General features: G+C 71.7%; 16 protein-coding genes. 3 read left to right on the forward strand and 13 right to left on the reverse strand.

The genetic code is table 11. The features are described from left to right. Positions 1 to 34 precede the first annotated feature (34 nt). Genes HP445_RS04890 through HP445_RS04915 form a run of 6 tightly spaced genes read right to left on the reverse strand, consistent with a single transcriptional unit; the run spans position 35 to position 7660 of the window. Positions 35 to 1678, reverse strand: coding sequence for an amidase (locus HP445_RS04890; protein ID WP_128780739.1), 1644 nt, complete (start codon positions 1676 to 1678; stop codon positions 35 to 37). Continuing rightward, the gene (locus HP445_RS04895; protein ID WP_128780740.1) at positions 1675 to 2586 is read right to left on the reverse strand and encodes a carbon-nitrogen hydrolase family protein; all 912 of its coding nucleotides are present in this window, start codon (positions 2584 to 2586) and stop codon (positions 1675 to 1677) included. Before HP445_RS04895 ends, HP445_RS04890 begins: the two co-directional genes overlap by 4 nt. Beyond that, positions 2583 to 3683: a pyrimidine utilization protein A gene (rutA, locus tag HP445_RS04900; RefSeq protein ID WP_111093614.1), complete on the reverse strand. Its 1101-nt coding sequence runs from the start codon at positions 3681 to 3683 to the stop codon at positions 2583 to 2585. The genes HP445_RS04895 and rutA overlap by 4 nt, the downstream gene beginning before the upstream one ends. 55 nt (positions 3684 to 3738) lie before the next feature. Beyond that, positions 3739 to 4776: an ABC transporter permease gene (locus HP445_RS04905; RefSeq protein ID WP_111030591.1), complete on the reverse strand. Its 1038-nt coding sequence runs from the start codon at positions 4774 to 4776 to the stop codon at positions 3739 to 3741. Next, on the reverse strand, positions 4776 to 6482 hold the full coding sequence (locus HP445_RS04910) for a sugar ABC transporter ATP-binding protein (RefSeq protein ID WP_128780741.1): 1707 nt from the start codon (positions 6480 to 6482) through the stop codon (positions 4776 to 4778). The genes HP445_RS04905 and HP445_RS04910 overlap by 1 nt, the downstream gene beginning before the upstream one ends. After that, entirely contained in the window at positions 6479 to 7660 is a 1182-nt protein-coding gene (locus HP445_RS04915; RefSeq protein ID WP_128780742.1) for a sugar ABC transporter substrate-binding protein, read from the reverse strand. The genes HP445_RS04910 and HP445_RS04915 overlap by 4 nt, the downstream gene beginning before the upstream one ends. A gap of 676 nt (positions 7661 to 8336) precedes the next feature. Here HP445_RS04915 and HP445_RS04920 point away from each other — a divergent pair. Both HP445_RS04920 and HP445_RS04925 read left to right on the forward strand, forming a co-directional pair. Beyond that, positions 8337 to 8852: an NADPH-dependent FMN reductase gene (locus HP445_RS04920; protein ID WP_071405946.1), complete on the forward strand. Its 516-nt coding sequence runs from the start codon at positions 8337 to 8339 to the stop codon at positions 8850 to 8852. After that, complete coding sequence (locus HP445_RS04925) at positions 8849 to 9352, forward strand: flavin reductase family protein (RefSeq protein WP_071405947.1); 504 nt, start codon at positions 8849 to 8851, stop codon at positions 9350 to 9352. Before HP445_RS04920 ends, HP445_RS04925 begins: the two co-directional genes overlap by 4 nt. A gap of 131 nt (positions 9353 to 9483) precedes the next feature. On the opposite strand, the gene HP445_RS04930 is transcribed toward HP445_RS04925, so the two are convergent. The 6 genes from HP445_RS04930 to HP445_RS04955 all read right to left on the reverse strand — a co-directional run bounded on the left by HP445_RS04930 (position 9484) and on the right by HP445_RS04955 (position 14674). After that, positions 9484 to 10560, reverse strand: coding sequence for an ABC transporter permease (locus HP445_RS04930; protein WP_128780743.1), 1077 nt, complete (start codon positions 10558 to 10560; stop codon positions 9484 to 9486). Continuing rightward, positions 10557 to 11438, reverse strand: coding sequence for an ABC transporter ATP-binding protein (locus HP445_RS04935; protein WP_128780744.1), 882 nt, complete (start codon positions 11436 to 11438; stop codon positions 10557 to 10559). Before HP445_RS04935 ends, HP445_RS04930 begins: the two co-directional genes overlap by 4 nt. A 465-nt stretch (positions 11439 to 11903) precedes the next feature. Continuing rightward, complete coding sequence (locus tag HP445_RS04940) at positions 11904 to 12620, reverse strand: response regulator (RefSeq protein ID WP_128780745.1); 717 nt, start codon at positions 12618 to 12620, stop codon at positions 11904 to 11906. Then, positions 12602 to 13876, reverse strand: a complete 1275-nt coding sequence (locus HP445_RS18865) for a sensor histidine kinase (protein WP_128780746.1) — start codon at positions 13874 to 13876, stop codon at positions 12602 to 12604. The genes HP445_RS04940 and HP445_RS18865 overlap by 19 nt, the downstream gene beginning before the upstream one ends. Before the next feature lie 82 nt (positions 13877 to 13958). Then, positions 13959 to 14267, reverse strand: a complete 309-nt coding sequence (locus HP445_RS04950; protein WP_128780747.1) for a transcriptional regulator — start codon at positions 14265 to 14267, stop codon at positions 13959 to 13961. Beyond that, positions 14264 to 14674 carry a hypothetical protein gene (locus tag HP445_RS04955; protein WP_128780748.1) on the reverse strand — a complete coding sequence of 137 codons (411 nt, stop codon included), beginning with the start codon at positions 14672 to 14674 and terminating at the stop codon, positions 14264 to 14266. Before HP445_RS04955 ends, HP445_RS04950 begins: the two co-directional genes overlap by 4 nt. A gap of 126 nt (positions 14675 to 14800) precedes the next feature. Here HP445_RS04955 and HP445_RS04960 point away from each other — a divergent pair, with 126 nt between their 5' ends. Beyond that, on the forward strand, positions 14801 to 15154 hold the full coding sequence (locus HP445_RS04960) for a YciI family protein (protein ID WP_128780749.1): 354 nt from the start codon (positions 14801 to 14803) through the stop codon (positions 15152 to 15154). On the opposite strand, the gene HP445_RS04965 is transcribed toward HP445_RS04960, so the two are convergent. Next, a complete protein-coding gene (locus HP445_RS04965) occupies positions 15060 to 16301 on the reverse strand; it encodes an MFS transporter (protein ID WP_128780750.1) in 1242 nt (413 codons plus the stop codon). The two genes, HP445_RS04960 and HP445_RS04965, sit on opposite strands and share 95 nt — an antisense overlap. Positions 16302 to 16310 lie beyond the last annotated feature (9 nt).

Genomic DNA, 16310 nt, shown 5'->3' on the forward strand with positions numbered 1-16310 from the left:
GCGTCGTCGGGCGGCGCCGTCGTCGACGGGGCGGCTACCGATCGCTCGGCCCTCGCACGGCGGACGACGACGGCACCGCGCGGTGGTGCGTCGTGATCCGCTGGAAGGCGGCCGCTGCGGACAGCACGAGGCGGTCGTCCCACGGCCGCGCGACGAGCTGCACGCCGACGGGCAGACCGTCCGGCGCGGTGCCCGCCGGCATCATCAGCGCGGGGAACCCCACGTAGTCGAACAGCCGGGTGTTCCGGGGGATGACGTCGTGCAGGTTGAAGCGCTCGCCGTCGACCGACATCGTCAGGTCGTCGAGCCGCGGGGCGGTGGCACCGATCCCGGGAGTGAGCACCACGTCGACGCCGGCCTCGTCCATCCGGGTGACCATCGCGGCTTGCACGAGCGGGCGACGGCGGAGTGCCCGGAGGTAGTCGGCAGCGGTCGGCAGGAACGACACGTCGAACCGGGCGCGGGTCCCGGCGTCGAACAGGTCGGCCGTGCCGGCGTTGGCCTCCTGGTTCGCGGCGAGCTCACCGTAGAACACCGTCCAGCACTCCGAGTCGATCGACTCCAGGTCGTCGAACTCGATCGGTACGAGGGTCGCACCGAGCTCGCGGAACCGCTCGACCGCCGCGGCGTGTGCCTCGAGCACCGCACGGTCGACGCGTTCGGTGAACCAGCCGAGCGGGACCCCGATCCGGAGCCCCTCGACCCGTTCCGGCGCGGCCTCGATGAGCGGGACGGTGGGGAACGTCGTCGGGTCCTGGCCGTCGGAGCCGGCGATGACCCGCAGGACGAGCGCGAGGTCCTCCGCGGAGCGTGCCATCGGTCCGACGTGGTCGAGGGTCCACGACAGGCTCGCGACCCCGGTGCGCGGCACGAGCCCGTACGTCGGCTTGATCCCGGTGGTCCCGCAGAGGGCGGACGGCACGCGGATCGACCCGCCGGTGTCCGACCCGAGCGCGAGCGGGACGATCCGGGCGGCGAGTGCGGAACCCGACCCCGTCGAGGAGCCACCCGTCCAGCGCTCGGGGTCCCAGGGGTTCCGCACGGCGCCGTACCGGGCGTTGTGCGGCCCGCCGCAGGCGAACTCGGTGGTGGCCGCCGTGAACACCGGGATCGCGCCGGCGGAGCGGAGCCGGGCCACGACGGTGGCGTCGGCCGGGGCCACACGGTCACCGGTCTGGAGCGAGCCGCTCGTGACGATCGTCCCCGCGACGTCGATGATGTCCTTCACGGCGAACGGGATCCCCTCGAGCGGCCGGGCGTCGTCGTCCGCCCAGCGGCGGGTGGACTCGGCGGCGGCTTCCTCGGCCCCGTGCACCAGGCGCAGGACGGCGTCGGACCAGACGTCGTCGCTCGTCCAGTGCGGGGCGAGTGCGGCCAGGACCTCGGACGGGGTCGTGGTGCCGGACCGGTACGCGGCGAGGAGTTCGACGACCGAGGCGGCGGCGGGGTCGGCGGCTGCCCGGGACGCCGCCAGGTCGTCGTCCGGACCGGCAGCGGTCGGCGCCGGGGCCCCGTCGACCGCTGCGTCGAGGAGCCGGCCGAACAGCTGCGCGCTGTGGGCCGGTTCCGCGGGCAGCGCCGACGGGGCGGCGGGCAACGGGTTCGCGCGGCTCGCGGCCAGCGCGCGGTCGAGCTGCGGTGCGATGGTGCCGCGGACCAGGGCGGCGACGTCCGTCACGCGGGGACCGCCGCCGCTGCGTGGGCGTCGGCGAGGTACCGGAACACCCCGGGCTGCCGGTCACGTCCGAGCGGGAAGTCCCGTCGCGCTGCCGCGACCTCGCCGATGTCGATGGTGGCCCGGATGATCGGCCCCGCCTGGTGGGCGGGGGCCGAGACGACCAGGTCACCCCGTGGTGAGACGACCGAGGACCGACCGAAGTAGCTGACGGTCTTGCCGTCGACGGTCTCTTCGCCGCCGCGGTTCGGGGCGAGGACCCACGTCTGGGTCTCGAGCGCGCGGACCTGCAGCTCCTGGGTGAACAGGGTCTCGCGGAAGCCCATCGAGGACACGAGCACGAGCATCACCTCGGCGCCGGCGGCCCGTGACGCGAGCCAGTACTCCGGGAAGCTCCGGTCGTAGCAGATGAGCATGCCGAATCGGGTGCCGAGCGCGTCGAACACGACCGGTCCGGACCCGGCGTCGAAGTAGTGCTTCTCGTCGACGTCGGAGATCGCGTTCGTCGGGATCGAGGTCTTGCGGTACGACGCCACACGGTCGCCGTGCACGTCGGTGCCCTGCACGAGCGTGCCGTCGGCGTCGATGAGCACCGCGCTGTTGTACTGCGCATCGCCCGCGTCCTCGTAGAGACCGAAGGCGACGGCGGTGCCCAGACGCTTCGCCGCACTCGCGAAGCGGGCGGTCGCCGGACCGGGGACGGGCTGTGCCCAGGACTTCCGGCTGTCGTTGACCACACCGCAGAAGTAGGGCGTGGTGCAGAGCTCGGGGAAGACGACGAGGTCGGCGCCGACGGCGGCTTCCTCGAACAGGGCGATGAGCTCGTCGAGGGCGACGTCGTGGTCGGCGGGGACCTCGCCGGCCTGGACGACCGCGACCTCGATGACCGGACGGCTCGCTGCGGCGCTCATGCGGTGACCGCGCTCGGAGCAGCGGAAGCGACGCCCTCGCGGGTGCGCATCAGCGGCTGGATGCGGGTGCCGAAGTCGTCCATCCCCTGCAGGAAGTCGTCGAACACCAGCATGATGCCCTTCGTGCCCTCGACCGCCGCGGCTTCGTCGAGCATCGCCGCGACGTGCTCGTAGGAGCCGACGAGCGTGCCCATGTTCATGTTCACGGCGCCCTCGGGCAGCGAGATCCGCTTGGCCGTGTTGCCCTCCTCGCCCTCGGCGTCGGTGAGCGCCTGGCCGGTCATCCAGGCGATCGCCTCGACGTCGACCCCGTCGCTGTACCGCTCCCACTTCGCCTGGGCGGCCTCGTCGGTCTCGTCGGCGATGACCATGAAGAGCACGTAGGAGCCGACGTCGCGGCCGGTCTTCTCGCGGGCCTCGAGCAGGGCCTGGTTCTGCTCGGCGTAGGCGGTCGGGGTGTTCACGCCGACGCCCATCGAGAAGTTGTAGTCCGAGTACTCCGCGGCGAACGCCATGCCCTGCGACGACTGGCCGGCCGAGACGATCGGGATGTGCGACGTCGGCCGCGGGAGCATCCGGCAGTCGTCCATCTGGAAGTACTCGCCGTGGAAGTCGCTCCGGCCGGTCTCCCACAGCTCCTTCATCACCTGCATGTACTCGGTCTGGTAGGCGTAGCGGCGCTTGAAGTGCACCTCGTCGCCCGGCCAGAGGCCCATCTGGTCGTACTCCGCCTTCTGCCACCCGGCGACCAGGTTCAGCCCGAAGCGGCCGTGCGAGATCGAGTCGACGGTCGCCGCCATGCGTGCCGCGATCGCCGGCGGGATGGTCAGGACGGCGGTCGTCGCGAACAGGCGGATCCGCTCGGTGCGGGCAGCGAGACCGGCCATCAGGGTGAAGGACTCGAGGTTCTCGTCCCAGAAGCCGCTCGGGCCGCCGAAGCCGCGCAGCTTGATCATCGAGAGGGCGAAGTCGAAGCCGTACGCCTCGGCCTTCTGCACGATCTCGAGGTTCAGGTCGAACGACGGCTTGTACTGGGGCGACGTGGTGGAGATGAGCCAGCCGTTGCTGCCGATCGGGATGAAGACTCCGATGTCCATGGGGGACTCGCTTTCTGTGGTGGGTGTCGAGGGAGGGACGAACGGGGGAGCGGGGTCAGGAACGCTTCGCGGCGGCCTTGGCGGCGGTCGCGACGGAGTGCCGCCGGATGGTCTGCGACACGGCGACGGCGACGATGAGGGCGCCGCCGTAGAACAGCTGCTGCACGAAGTTGTCGGCGCCGAGCATCTGCAGGCCGACGACTCCGGAGAACAGGAAGTACACGGCGATGAAGGTGCCGATCGCGTTGAAGCGCCCCGGGACGATCGCGGTCGCGCCGAGGTAGCAGGCGGCGAACGCGGGGAGCAGGAACGACTGTCCGCTCGACGGGTCGGCGCCGCCGAGGGTGCCGGCGTAGACGACCCCGGCGACCGCGGCGGTGAGCCCGGCGCCGACGAACGCGCCGACCCGCAGCCGTCGCACGTTCAGCCCGGAGAGTTCGGCGACGGTCCGGCCGGTCCCGACGAACAGGAGCCGCCGGCCGACCGGGGTGGCGCTCAGCACGACCAGGACGACGACGGTGGCGATCAGGCCGTAGACGAACGCGAGCGGCAGCCCGGCCAGGCCGCGCCACCCGACGGTGGCCTGCACGAGCGCCGGGTCGATGCCCGTCACCGACGACGACGCGCTCATCCACTGGATGATCCCGATCATGAACGTCGACGTGCCGAGGGTGACGATGAACGAGTCGATGCGGAACCCGACGGTGAGCAGGCCGTTGACCAGACCCACGACGACGCCGATGACCAGGCCGGCGGCGATCGCGGGCACGAGCGGGATGTCCATCTTCGCGTTGAGCACGGCGATGGTCATGGCGGAGAGCGACATCGTCGAGGCGCCGGAGAGGTCGAACTCGCCCGCGGTGAGCGGGAACAGGAACCCGAGCGCCAGGATGAGCAGCACCGACTGTGATCCGAGGATGTTCTGCAGGTTGCCGAGGGTCGGGTACGTGTCGGGCAGCGCGATGCTGAACGCGATGACGATGACGAGCCAGGCACCGAGCAGCGCGTACCGCTCGGTGTGCCCCCACGAGAAGCGCGGGCGGGTCGGACGGACGATCGAGGTCTCGAGGACCGGGTCGGCGGTGGTGGACATCAGGCGTTCTCCTTGACTGCGGAGGAGGCATCGGGGGAGGAGGGCACGGCGGGGGACGCCGGGGCGTCGTCGTCGACGAGGCTCGCCACGACGGCAGCCGCGATGACGTCGCGGTCGATGCGGTCGTCGGTCAGCACGTCGTGCACGCGGCCGTGGGCGAGGACGACGACGCGGTCGCACACCTGCGCGAGCTGGTCGTAGTCGGTGGAGGCGCAGACGATCGTGACGCCCTGCTCCGCACTCCGGCGGAGCATCGAGAAGATCGCGGCGCGGGCCCCGACGTCGATGCCCTGGGTCGGTTCCTGCAGCAGCACGAGCCTCGGGTCGTCCTGCATCCACTTGGCCAGGACGGCCTTCTGCTGGTTGCCGCCGGACAGTGTCCCGAACAGGGCGGCCGGGTCGGCGGGCCGGACGTCGTAGTCACGGACGAGTCCCGCGACGTGGGCGCGTTCCCGCGCGGGCGACAGGCCGAGCAGCCCGCGGAGCTTCCCGAGGACGGGGAGCGTGACGTTCTGCTCGACCGACAGGGTGAGCGCCCCGCCCTCGCGCTTGCGGTCCGCGGGGACGTACACGACGCCGCGGGCGATCGAGGAGCCGGGCGTCACCCGTGCCAGGTCGACCGGCGCGGGCGTCGCCCCGTCGCGCCGCACGGCGAGCGAGCCGGTCGCGGGCCGTGCGCCGTACAGGCCGGGCAGCACGTCCTCGACACCGGAACCGGCGAGCCCGGTGATGCCGACGACCTCGCCGTCCGCGACGTCGAAGGACAGACCGTCGACGACACCGACCCGGAGGTCCCGCACCGTCACGACGGCGTCGCCGGTGGTCGCCGGGCGCGGAGTCCTGGCGGCGGGACCGTCCAGTCCGCGTCCGACGATGAGGGAGACGAGCTCGTCCGCCGTCGTCGTGGCGGTGTCCCGGTGCGCCTGGACCCGGCCGGCCCGCAGGACGGTGACCCGGTCGGCGTGCTGGAGGACCTCGGACATGTCGTGCGACACCAGCAGTGCCGAGGTGCGGCCGTCCGCGACGAGGTCCTTCACGACGCGGAACAGCAGGTCGGCGTCCTCCTTCGGCAGGAAGACCGTCGGCTCGTCGAGCACGATGAGCGCCCGGTCGTCGCCCAGCTCGGCGACGGCCCGCAGGATCGCGACGAGGGCCTTCTGGGTGTCGGTGAGTTCGTCGATCCGTGCTCGTGGGTCGATGTCCACCCCGTACCGCGCGAACAGCTCGGCCGCGGCACGGTGCTCGGCGCCCCAGCGGACGAAGGGTCCGCGCCCGGCCACCACGGTCGCGAGCCGCAGGTTCTCGGTCACGCCGAGCGACGGCACGAGTGCGAGGTCCTGGTGGACGAAGCTGATCCCGACGCGACGGAAGTACCCGGGAGGCACCGGCAGGGGCAGCCGGGCGCCCCGGACCTCGATCGTCGCGCCCGGTTCCGGCGCGTACGTGCCGGACAGGATCTTGATGAGGGTCGACTTGCCGGAGCCGTTCTCGCCGAGCAGTGCGTGCACCTGACCCGGCAGGACCTCGAGGTCGACGTCGTCGAGCGCGGTCAGCCCGCCGAAGCGCTTCGTGAGCCCGCTGATCCGCAGGACCGGCGCGGTGTCCGCGACGGACGCGGTGTCCGCACCGGATGCGGTGTCCGCACCGGACCCGACGACCGCAGCCGACGTCGCGGAGCCGAGCCGCGCCTCCCGGGTGGCGGTCACTCGGCCGCGCCCCAGATCGCTTCGTACCCGGTCTTGTACGCGTCGCCGTAGCCCTTGCTCGGCGCCGGCGGCGTGCCGGTCTCGTCGACGTTGTCCTTCGTGAAGACCTTCAGCGGGGTCTTCTCGTCACCGTCCTCGATGATCGGCGTGCCGGTCAGGACACGGCCGGCCTGGTCGAGCGTCGCGTAGGCGAGCCACTCCATGTTCTCGCCGATGTCCATCGTGAGGACGCTGCCCTCCTGCAGGATCTTCAGCACCGCGGGGGTGCCGTTGTACGAGGAGGTGAAGACCTGGCCGGTCTTGCCGGCGGCGGTCACGCCGGCCTCGACGTACAGCGTCATCGAGTCGTAGACCGGCAGGACGTAGTCGAGGTTCGGGTCGGACTGCACGGCGGACTGCACGGTCGACGAGATCTTCGTCGCCCAGTCGGCGACGGGGACGTTCGTCACCTTCACCTTGCAGCCGTCGCACTGCGCCTCGAACTCGTCCTGCATCGCCTTGACGATGCCGTCGGACGGCGGCACCTCGGACGACGTGATGATGAGGACGTCGCCCTGGCCCTTGGTCTCCTTGGTGGCCCAGTCGGCGTTGAGCTTCGCGGCTTCGTGGAACGGGGCGGTCACCTGCGCGGCGACGAGGTCCTGCAGCTGGTCCGGCAGCGCCTGCCCGGTCTGGTAGGTGTGACTGATCAGCACGGGGATCCCCGCTGCCTTCGCACGCTTCAGTGCCGGGACGATCAGTTCGCCGTTGACGCCCTGCGCCAACACGATGATGTCGGCTCCGCGGCTGATCGCCTGGTCGATGCCGGCGGAGTGCTCGGTGGGCGTGCCCTGGTTCGTGTACTCGATCCACTTCGCGCCGTACTGCTCGGCGACCTTCTCGCCGGCCTCGTCGACCGCGGTGATGAAGGGGACGGCGGACGAGTTCGGGATGTTGAAGATCGTCTTGCCGGCGATGCCCGACATGTCGAAGCGAGCGCCCTCGAAGGTGAACTCGGGGTCGACGCTGGCGGCCTTGATCTGGCTCGTGGCGTGCTCGACACCGGCGGTGTCGTCACCGGAACTCGTCGACGCGGTCGAGGTGGCGGAGCAGGCGGACAGCAACAGCACGCCGGCGAGTGCGGCGGCGAGGAGCGCGGGACGCGACGGACGCGTTCGGGACGGTGCGGGGGACGACATCGGTCGGGGACCTCCTGGACGGGTGGAGCAGGGAAGGTGCGGGGACGGGGAGCCGGAGCGGGGACGGGGGAGCTGCGGCGGGTACGACGAAGGCCCCGCGGAGCGGGGCAGGACGTGCAGGGAGCCGGACCAGGCGGCGGCGGGGGTCGGATCGCCGGTGACGCCGGCCGCTGCAGTGGGGCTGATGCGAATGTAACGGCCGCGGGGCACCGGCAGGCGGTCGCCCGGTAACGGTCCTGTTAGGCGTTTGTTTCGCTGGTGTTAGGCCACCTGCGGCGCCCGACGCCGAGGGGCGTCCGCCCCGTCGATCCGGGGTGGACGACTGCGCCACCGAACCGCGAGGAGGGGCGGATCCGGGCGGTGACGGGCCGGCGACGGCGGGGCGAAACACGCCGGACCCATCCGAGGCGACTTCCGGAAACGGCGCTCTCACAATTCGGTGCGGTCAGCGAGGACCGTGCCTGGCGGAATGGCCGGGAGACCCGGACGCGCAGCCCCGCTGACCGGGACATTCGGGTGCCACGGGGCAGGGCCAGCTGGCGTAACCCACCCGATACGGACGCGGCACGGCGGCGAAACGAACGAGCGGTGGACTGCACCAACGACCCGCTGCACGAACCACACGCTCCACGAACACCCCCGCACCCACCACCCGCCCACCGACAGGAGCACCCCGATGATCACCACCGTCGTCGCCGGCAACCCCAAGCCGGCCTCACGGACGCTCGACGCCGCGACGGTCGTGCTCGAACGGCTCACCGGCCGCGCCCCCGACCACGTCGTCGACGTCATCGACCTCGGTGCCGGCCTGCTCGGCTGGGGTGACGCCGCCGTGTCGGACGCCGTCCGGACCGTCGCCGGTTCGGACCTCGTCGTCGTCGCGTCGCCGACGTTCAAGGCGACCTACACCGGCGTGCTCAAGCTGTTCCTCGACCAGTTCGGCACCGGCGACGGACTCGCCGGCGTCGTCGCGGTGCCGCTCATGCTCGGCGCCGGCCCGGCCCATGCCCTCGCCCCCGAGGTCTTCCTCAAACCGGTGCTGGTCGAACTCGGCGCGACCGTCGTCGCACCCGCCCTGTACCTCAACGACAAGCAGTACTCGGACCCCGCATCGACCGACGTGTGGCTCGCCCGCTGGCAGGACGTCGTCCTCGGCGCGGCCGCCGTCCACCAGGAAGGAACCGCGTCATGATCAGCCCCTACTCCACCGAGGCCCCGGACCTGTCCGCGCTCAAGCAGGCGTTCTCCGGGTTCCCGTGCGGCGTCGCCGCGCTCTCCGCCGTCGTGGACGGCGAACCGACCGTGCTCGTGGCGTCCTCGTTCACGGTCGGCGTCTCGCAGGACCCGCCGCTCGTGATGTTCGCGGTGCAGCACACGTCGACCACGTGGCCGGTGCTCCGGGACGCCGGCACGATCGGTGTCTCGATCCTCGGTGAGGGGCACGCGCAGGTCACCCGGCAGCTCGCCTCGCGTGACAAGTCGATCCGCTTCGTCGGTGTCGACACGACGGTCGCCGAGACGGGTGCGGTGTTCCTGCAGGGGGCCCCGATCTGGCTGGAGTGCTCGGTCGAGCACACCTACCCGGCCGGCGACCACGACATCGTGGTGCTCCGGGTGCTCGGACTCATGTCCGACTTCGCGCACAACCCGCTGGTCTGGCACCGGTCCGCCTTCGCGACCCTGACCGCCTGACCGGCGCCGGGCAACGGACTGGAGGCCCGCCCCACGTGAGCAGATCTGCTCACCTGGGGCGGGCCTCCAGTCCGAACCCGCCGGGCCCGCCGGGCCTGCCGGGCTTGCCGGGTCTGCCAGGGCTGGCGGCGTCAGCCGCGCAGCGCCTCGGACAGCTTCACGCGACTGCCGGTGCGGAGCAGTGCGTTCTCGTAGACGCGGGCACCGATGACCACGACCGCGACCACCGAAGCGGCGACGATGACGAGCGACAGGATCGGCTCCCACCACTCGGCGGTCCCCAGGAAGATCCGCATGGGCATGCCGATCGGAGCGCTGAACGGCACGTACGACATGATGCCGAGGATCGTCGGGTTGTCGTACGCGACGATGATCAGGAAGTACGGGATCATCACGAGCATCATCACCGGGGTGGTGACGCTGCCGACGTCCTCCTGGCGTGACACCAGCACGGCCGCCGCGGCGAACAGCGACGCCAGGAGCACGAGCCCGATCGCGAAGAAGCCGATGAACCACAGGATGCTCGGGCCGAGCATCGCGAACATGTTGTCCTGGCCGGTCACCGCCAACGTGACGATGGCGGCGACGGCCACCGCGACGATCTGCGCGAAGGCCATGATGCTGTTGCCGAGGACCTTGCCGGCGAGCAGCGCCCTGGCCGGGATCGCGGACATCAGGATCTCGACCACCCGCGTCGACTTCTCCTCGACGACGCTCTGCGCGATCGACTGGCCGAACGTCACCGCCGACGCGAAGTACACGACGCCGAACGCGATGGCGATGAGGTAGACGAGGCCACCCGGCAGTGCATCCGGGTCGAGCAACTCGATGCGCGGGGTGACGCTCAACGCCGAGACGACCTCGGACGGGGCCTCGTCGAGCCCGACGACCTTGTAGCCGAGCGGGTCGTCCGACGGCACGATCGCCGCGTCGACGTCGCCCTCGGTCACGAGCCGTTCGGCGTCGTCGACCGATGCCGACTTCGTGACGTCCAGCCCACTGGTGGTCGGCAGCGAGACGCCGTCGACGACCGCGACCGGGGTGGTGTCGTCGGCGGTGGCCTTGCTCACGATCCCGCCGACGACGATCGACGCGACGACCATGCCGATCAGGATGAGCGCCGAGACCACGAAGGCCTTGCTGCGGATGCGTGCCTGGATCTCACGTGCGGAGACGAGCCGCACGGCCTGCACGAAGGAGTTGTTCATCGGACGACCTCCCGGAAGACCTCGCTGAGCCGCGGCACCCGCGGCGAGAACGACCCGACGGCGCCGTGCTGGACGGCACGCTGCAGGACGCGCTGGGCGGTGGCGGCGTCGGCCTCGAAGACCGCGTACCCGCCGTCGAACTCCCGCACGGCCACACCCGGCTCGTCGCGGAGCCAGGCGACGTCCCCGTCGACCAGCAGCTCCCACGCGGCGGGGCCCGCCTGCTTGCGGAGTTCCTCCTGCGGACCGGCGGCGCGGATCGTGCCACCGGCGATGACGACGACGTCGTCGCAGAGCCGCTCGACCACGTCGAGCTGGTGGCTCGAGAACAGCACCGGGACGCCCCGGGCCGCGGTCTCGCGCAGGACACCGAGCACGGTGTCGACGGCCATCGGGTCGAGGCCCGAGAACGGCTCGTCGAGCACGAGCACCTCGGGGTCGTGTGCCAGCGCCGCCGCGATCTGCACGCGCTGCTGGTTGCCGAGCGAGAGCTTCTCGACGGGGTCGCCGGCGTGTGCGGTGAGTTCGAGGCGTTCGAGCAGCTCGCCGGTGCGGGTCGTCGCGGCGCGCTTGTCGACGCCGTGCAGCCGGGCCAGGTAGGTGATCTGCTCGGCCACCGGCATCTTCGGGTACAGGCCGCGTTCCTCGGGCATGTAGCCGAAGCGGCGGCGGTCGGCGGGACGGACCGCGGTGCCGTCGATCGAGACCGTGCCCGCGTCGGCCTGGAGCACGCCGAGCATGATGCGCATGGTGGTGGTCTTGCCGGCACCGTTGCCGCCGACGAAGCCGGTGAGGCGGCCGCTGCCGACCGTGAACCCCACGTCGTCGAGCACCCGGCGGTCGCCGAAGTGCTTGGTCACCCCTTCGATGGTGAGCATGTCGTTCCCCTTCGTCGCGACGCTGGTCGTCGCTGCGTCCGACGCTATTGGCCGGGAGGCACGCCCCGCCTCCGCCGCCAGGCGGGACTTGGGTGGGTGGTCGGCTCCACCGCGTGGGGGAGGAGCGCGCGTCGGCCCGGTGGGCCGGGTGCGGGCTTGTTCGGGTCGGTGCGCGCTTGTTCGGCTCGTGCGGGTTCGGTTGCTCGGTGCGTCGTTCTGGCGGCGCACGGTGCGGTCAGGGCCGCACGGGTTGAACGAAGGCGCACGGTGCGGGCGTGGGGTGCGGTGGTGGGCACGGTGCGCGCTTGTTGGGCTGGTGCGGGTTTGGTTGCACGGTGCGTTGTGGTGGCGGGGCACGGTGCGGTCAACGCTGCACAGGTTGAACGAAGGCGCACGGTGCGGCCATGTCTGCGAACTCGGCACCGTGCGGGCTTGTTCGGCTCGTGCGGGTTCGGCCCGGCTCGGTCAGCCGGCGACGCCGTGCTCGAACGCCCAGACGACGGCCTGGATCCGGTCGCGCAGTCCGAGTTTCTGCAGCACGTTCGACACGTGGGTCTTCACGGTGGCGTCCCCGACGTAGAGCTCGCCGGCGATCTCCGCGTTGCTCAGGCCCCGGGCGAGGAGCCGCAGCACCTCGGTCTCCCGCTCGGTGAGCCCGGCCACGGCGAGTGCATCGTCGCCCGTCGTCGAAGGTGTCGCGGTCGTGGTGGTCGCCGAGGGATGCACCGCAGCCGACGCCGTCGCCCGGCTGATCACCCGCCGCGTGACGTCCGGCGCGAGCAGTGCGTCCCCGGCGGCGACGGTCCGCACGGCGTCGATCAGCCGCTCGGGGGAGGCGTTCTTCAGCAGGAACCCGCTCGCTCCCGCCTCGAGCGCCTGGAACAGCGCGTCGTCGCTGTCGAACGTCGTGAGGATGAGCACCGCCGGCGGGTCCGGCAGCGCCGCGATCCGTCGCGCGGCCTCGAGCCCGTCGACGCCCGGCATCTGCACGTCGAGGCAGACCACGTCCGGACGGAGCTGCTGCACGGCCTCGACCGCCCCGGCGCCGTCCGCGGCCTCGCCGACCACACGGAACCCGGGCTCGGACTCCAGGATCACGCGGAACCCGGCGCGGACGAGCTCCTGGTCGTCGGCCAGCACGATCGTCAGGTCGGTCGTCGCGTTCACGTCGTCGGCAGCCATGCCCGCACCAGGTAGCCTCCTCGGGCGCGTGGCCCGATCTCGATCCGTCCGTCCACGGCGTCGACGCGCTCCCGCATCCCGACGTGCCCGAGCCCGCTTCCGGAGGTGCTCCGGGCTGCACGGGCACCGAGTCCATCGTCCGCGACCTCGACCTCGACGCCGTCGTCCAGGTACCGCAGCCGGACGTCGGCGCGGGCGGTCGGTCCGGCGTGCTTCAGGATGTTCGTCACCGCTTCCTGCACGATCCGGTACGCCACCGCGGCCACCGTCGGCGGCACCGGGCGCTCGTCACCCACGACGACGTACTCGGCGGGGTGGCCCGCCACCCGGGCGGACTCGGCCAGTTCGGCGATCCGCGTGATGCCCTCGGTGCTCGGGCCGTCACCACCGGCCGCCCCGAGGCCGGACGCGTCGTCGTCCGAGCGCAGGGTGCCGAGCATCCGCCGGAGTTCCTCCACCGCGGTGCGGGCGCTCTCCTCGACCACCCCGAGCGAGGCGGTGGCCTGCGCGGGGTCGCGGTCGATCACGCGCCGTGCAGCACCCGCCTGCACCCCCATCAGCGAGACGTGGTGGGCGACCACGTCGTGCAGCTCGCGGGCGATCCGGACCCGCTCGATCGTGACGGCCTGGGCCGCGGACCGCTCCCGCTCGGCGGCGAGTTCGGCGGTGCGTTCGGCGAGCTGGTGCCGTGCGACGGCGGAGACCCAGGCGCGGTTGCCGGCGTACCAGGCGGCGCCGAAGTAGATCACGTTGATGACGATGTTGAGCAGCGAGATCGCGACGTAGGGCGCCACGGGGGAGTCCGTGTCGTTCGGCAGCGCGTTCGGCGACGCCCACCCGAACGAGATCGCGACGAACAGCCACGCGAACATGCCACCGATGACGACCCAGCGCACCGCTTCGGCCCGCACCCGGTCGGAGCACCACGCGCCCACCGTGTACAGCGCGATGAAGAGCGTGAAGTTGACGAGGAAGACCTCGGGCACCTGGAGCAGCTGCGTCGCGGCGAACGCCACCGCCGACACCAGGGCCACCGACATCGGGAACCGTCGGCGGAACGCGATCGGGGCCGCGTTCGCGACGATCATCAGTGCCGAGACCCACCACTCGGCCTGGTCGTCACCGTACGTACCGGCCGACCCGTACAGGAACGTCGTGACGGCGAGCCCACCGGCCAGCACAACTGCGAGCACCGTGTCCTGCCGGTACTCGTGCCGCCCCACCGGCAGTCGCGACCACTCCGCCGTCGTCCCCACTCGCGAAACGCTAGCGGAATCCCAGTGCGATGTCGCCACCACGCTGGACTGCTCGGCGTTCGCTCGCTTCACGGTGCGGCGGTCACCCGGCGGGCTCGGCGATCGCCCGGATGACGGCGAAGTGCCGCTCGAACGCATCTCGTCCTGCGTCGGTGAGGGCGAGCCAGCTCCTCGTGCTCCGCCCCACGCGGAGTCTGCGGACGCGGAGGAAACCCGCCTCTGCCAGAGTCGCCGCTGCTTGGGACAGCGTTGAGTCGCTGACCTCGAGTGCGTCCCGGATGACACCGAACTCCGCTTCGTCCACCGTCCTGAGCAGCGCGAGCAGTGAGAACCGCACCGGCGAGTGGATCCGGTCGTCGAGTTCGTGCCGAGGGTGGGAGCCGCTCGTCATCGACGCCTCGGCCGAGCCTGCACCGCCGCCACGACGAGTGGCGCGGCGACGACGAGCGAGGTCACTCCCCATCCCAGCACCGACGTCGACCCGTCGAGTCCTCGGAGCAGCGCGGCATCGAGCGGAGCGACGGCGAGGACGTAGAGGACACCTGTTGCGATCCAGGCGACGGTCATCAGTCGGTTGCCTCCGCGGGGGATGACCCGCCGCGTGCTCGCGACGAGCCAGAGCACGATGACGACGACCGCGGCGACCGCGAGGACGGGGAGTCGCGGGCCGTCCAGCCCCTCGGCCACGAACACGAAGCACGCGACCACGGCAGCACTGCAGAGGAACACCGGTGTCTGCCAGCCGCGCCCTTGCCTGAGCCGAGTCCCGACTGCAGCTTCTCGAGTGGGAGTGTTCATGTTCACAGATGGTAAACGTCACAGGACCGCTTCTGCGGATGTCCCAGGGGAACAGCAGCTTCGCGGCGAACGCGTACGTCGATGCACGGCAGGAGTAGCCTCCCGCCAACGAGCAGGGGAGACGCCATGCAGTTCCTCGTCAACGTCATCGACGACGGCCAGGCCGCCGCCGTCGGCAACACGTACTCCGCGACCGACGCCGAAGCCGCGGCGGTCGATGCCTTCAACCAACGGATGGCCGACGCGATCGTGTTCGCCGCCGGGGTCTCCGCACCGGCCGACGCCACCGTGGTCGACGCCCGCGAGGGCGCGACCGACACAACGCCCGGGCACGCCACGACCAGGCCCGCGACGAGCACCGACGAGTACGTCGCCGGGTTCTGGGTCATGGACCTCCCGGACGCCGAGACGGCGGCCCGGGTGGCGCACCAGGCGTCGCAGGCGTGCAACCGGAAGATCGAGCTCCGCCCGCTGCTCTGACGGCACGGACCCCACCGGGCCGACGGACCACCGCGGGGACGGCGCTCGCCGCGGTCACGCCCGCCCCGACCACGAACGTCGCGACGAACCCGATCGCACCGACGAGCGCCCCGGCACCCGCCGCACCGACGGCCTGCCCGAGCACGAGTGCGACGAAGAGCATCGACGTTCCCGCCGACGACCGCTCGGCATCGATCTCGGTCGTCCACGCGATCAGCGCCCCGGTCGCCGCCGTGTAGCCCCAGCCGAACACGGCGCACGCCAGCAGTGCCGCGACCGTCGCTTGCGGCAAAGCCCCCAGCACCACGACGGCCACGGCGACCGAACCCGCCGTGACCGCCCAGAGCGTCCGGGCGCGCAGTCCGTTCGTCCAACGAGCGGAGACCACGACGGCGGCTCCGCCGATCCCGAGCGCGATCCAGGCCGACACCGAGACGACGACCGACGCACCGGCCTCCACCAGCGCCGAACGTCCGTAGGTCCAGACGACGGCGGACCCGGCCCCGAACAGCAGCGCCAGCACGAGGACCCCTCGGTGCGCCGCGAACCACGGAGCGCCGGGCAGTGGCGCCCGGGACGCAGCAGTCCCGCCGCGGGACACCACGAGCAGCAGCACTCCGACCGCCAGGGCGAACACCCCGGACACCGCCCAGGCCGTCCGCCAGTCGGGCAGCAGCACGAGTGCGAGCACCCCGGCGCCCACGAGCCCGGGGCCGGTGCCGGCGTTGACGATCGCCTGCGCGCGGCCCAGCAGCGCTGACGGCACCTGCTCGGCGACGATCCGGACGAGGGCGGGGGACGCGAGTCCGGCACCCGCCGACGCGAGCACGGCGCTGACACCGAACGCCAGCGACCCGCCGGCCGTCGCCATGGCGATGGCACCGGCCCCCGCCACCAGGGTCGCGACCGAGACGAGCACGCGGGGCATCCGTGCGGCGAGGAGGAAACCGGCCACCGCACCGACGCAGTACAGCGCTGAGGCACCCGACGAGACCCACCCGGCGGCGTCTGCCCGGAGCCCCAGGTTGCGCTGCACGTCGGGCAGGAGCAGCCCGTAGGCCAGCCGCACCAGGCCGTAGGTGGCGGCGATCAGGCCGAGTCCGCTCACCAGGAGCAGTCGCTGTCGTAACGAAAACGATCGTTTCACTTTTCAGAG

The sequence above is a fragment of the Curtobacterium flaccumfaciens genome (assembly GCF_013359815.1).
Classification (GTDB): domain Bacteria; phylum Actinomycetota; class Actinomycetes; order Actinomycetales; family Microbacteriaceae; genus Curtobacterium; species Curtobacterium flaccumfaciens.

Bases quoted from the DNA above. Each gene is read 5' to 3' on its own strand.
- HP445_RS04905 (WP_111030591.1), bottom strand. From the start codon at position 4,776: ATGTCCACCACCGCCGACCCGGTCCTCGAGACCTCGATCGTCCGTCCG.
- rutA (WP_111093614.1), bottom strand. From the start codon at position 3,683: ATGGACATCGGAGTCTTCATCCCGATCGGCAGCAACGGCTGGCTCATC.
- HP445_RS04955 (WP_128780748.1), bottom strand. From the start codon at position 14,674: ATGAACACTCCCACTCGAGAAGCTGCAGTCGGGACTCGGCTCAGGCAA.
- HP445_RS04950 (WP_128780747.1), bottom strand. From the start codon at position 14,267: ATGACGAGCGGCTCCCACCCTCGGCACGAACTCGACGACCGGATCCAC.
- HP445_RS04940 (WP_128780745.1), bottom strand. From the start codon at position 12,620: ATGGCTGCCGACGACGTGAACGCGACGACCGACCTGACGATCGTGCTG.
- HP445_RS04935 (WP_128780744.1), bottom strand. From the start codon at position 11,438: ATGCTCACCATCGAAGGGGTGACCAAGCACTTCGGCGACCGCCGGGTG.
- HP445_RS04925 (WP_071405947.1), top strand. From the start codon at position 8,849: ATGATCAGCCCCTACTCCACCGAGGCCCCGGACCTGTCCGCGCTCAAG.
- HP445_RS04960 (WP_128780749.1), top strand. From the start codon at position 14,801: ATGCAGTTCCTCGTCAACGTCATCGACGACGGCCAGGCCGCCGCCGTC.
- HP445_RS04915 (WP_128780742.1), bottom strand. From the start codon at position 7,660: ATGTCGTCCCCCGCACCGTCCCGAACGCGTCCGTCGCGTCCCGCGCTC.
- HP445_RS04920 (WP_071405946.1), top strand. From the start codon at position 8,337: ATGATCACCACCGTCGTCGCCGGCAACCCCAAGCCGGCCTCACGGACG.
- HP445_RS04895 (WP_128780740.1), bottom strand. From the start codon at position 2,586: ATGAGCGCCGCAGCGAGCCGTCCGGTCATCGAGGTCGCGGTCGTCCAG.
- HP445_RS04930 (WP_128780743.1), bottom strand. From the start codon at position 10,560: ATGAACAACTCCTTCGTGCAGGCCGTGCGGCTCGTCTCCGCACGTGAG.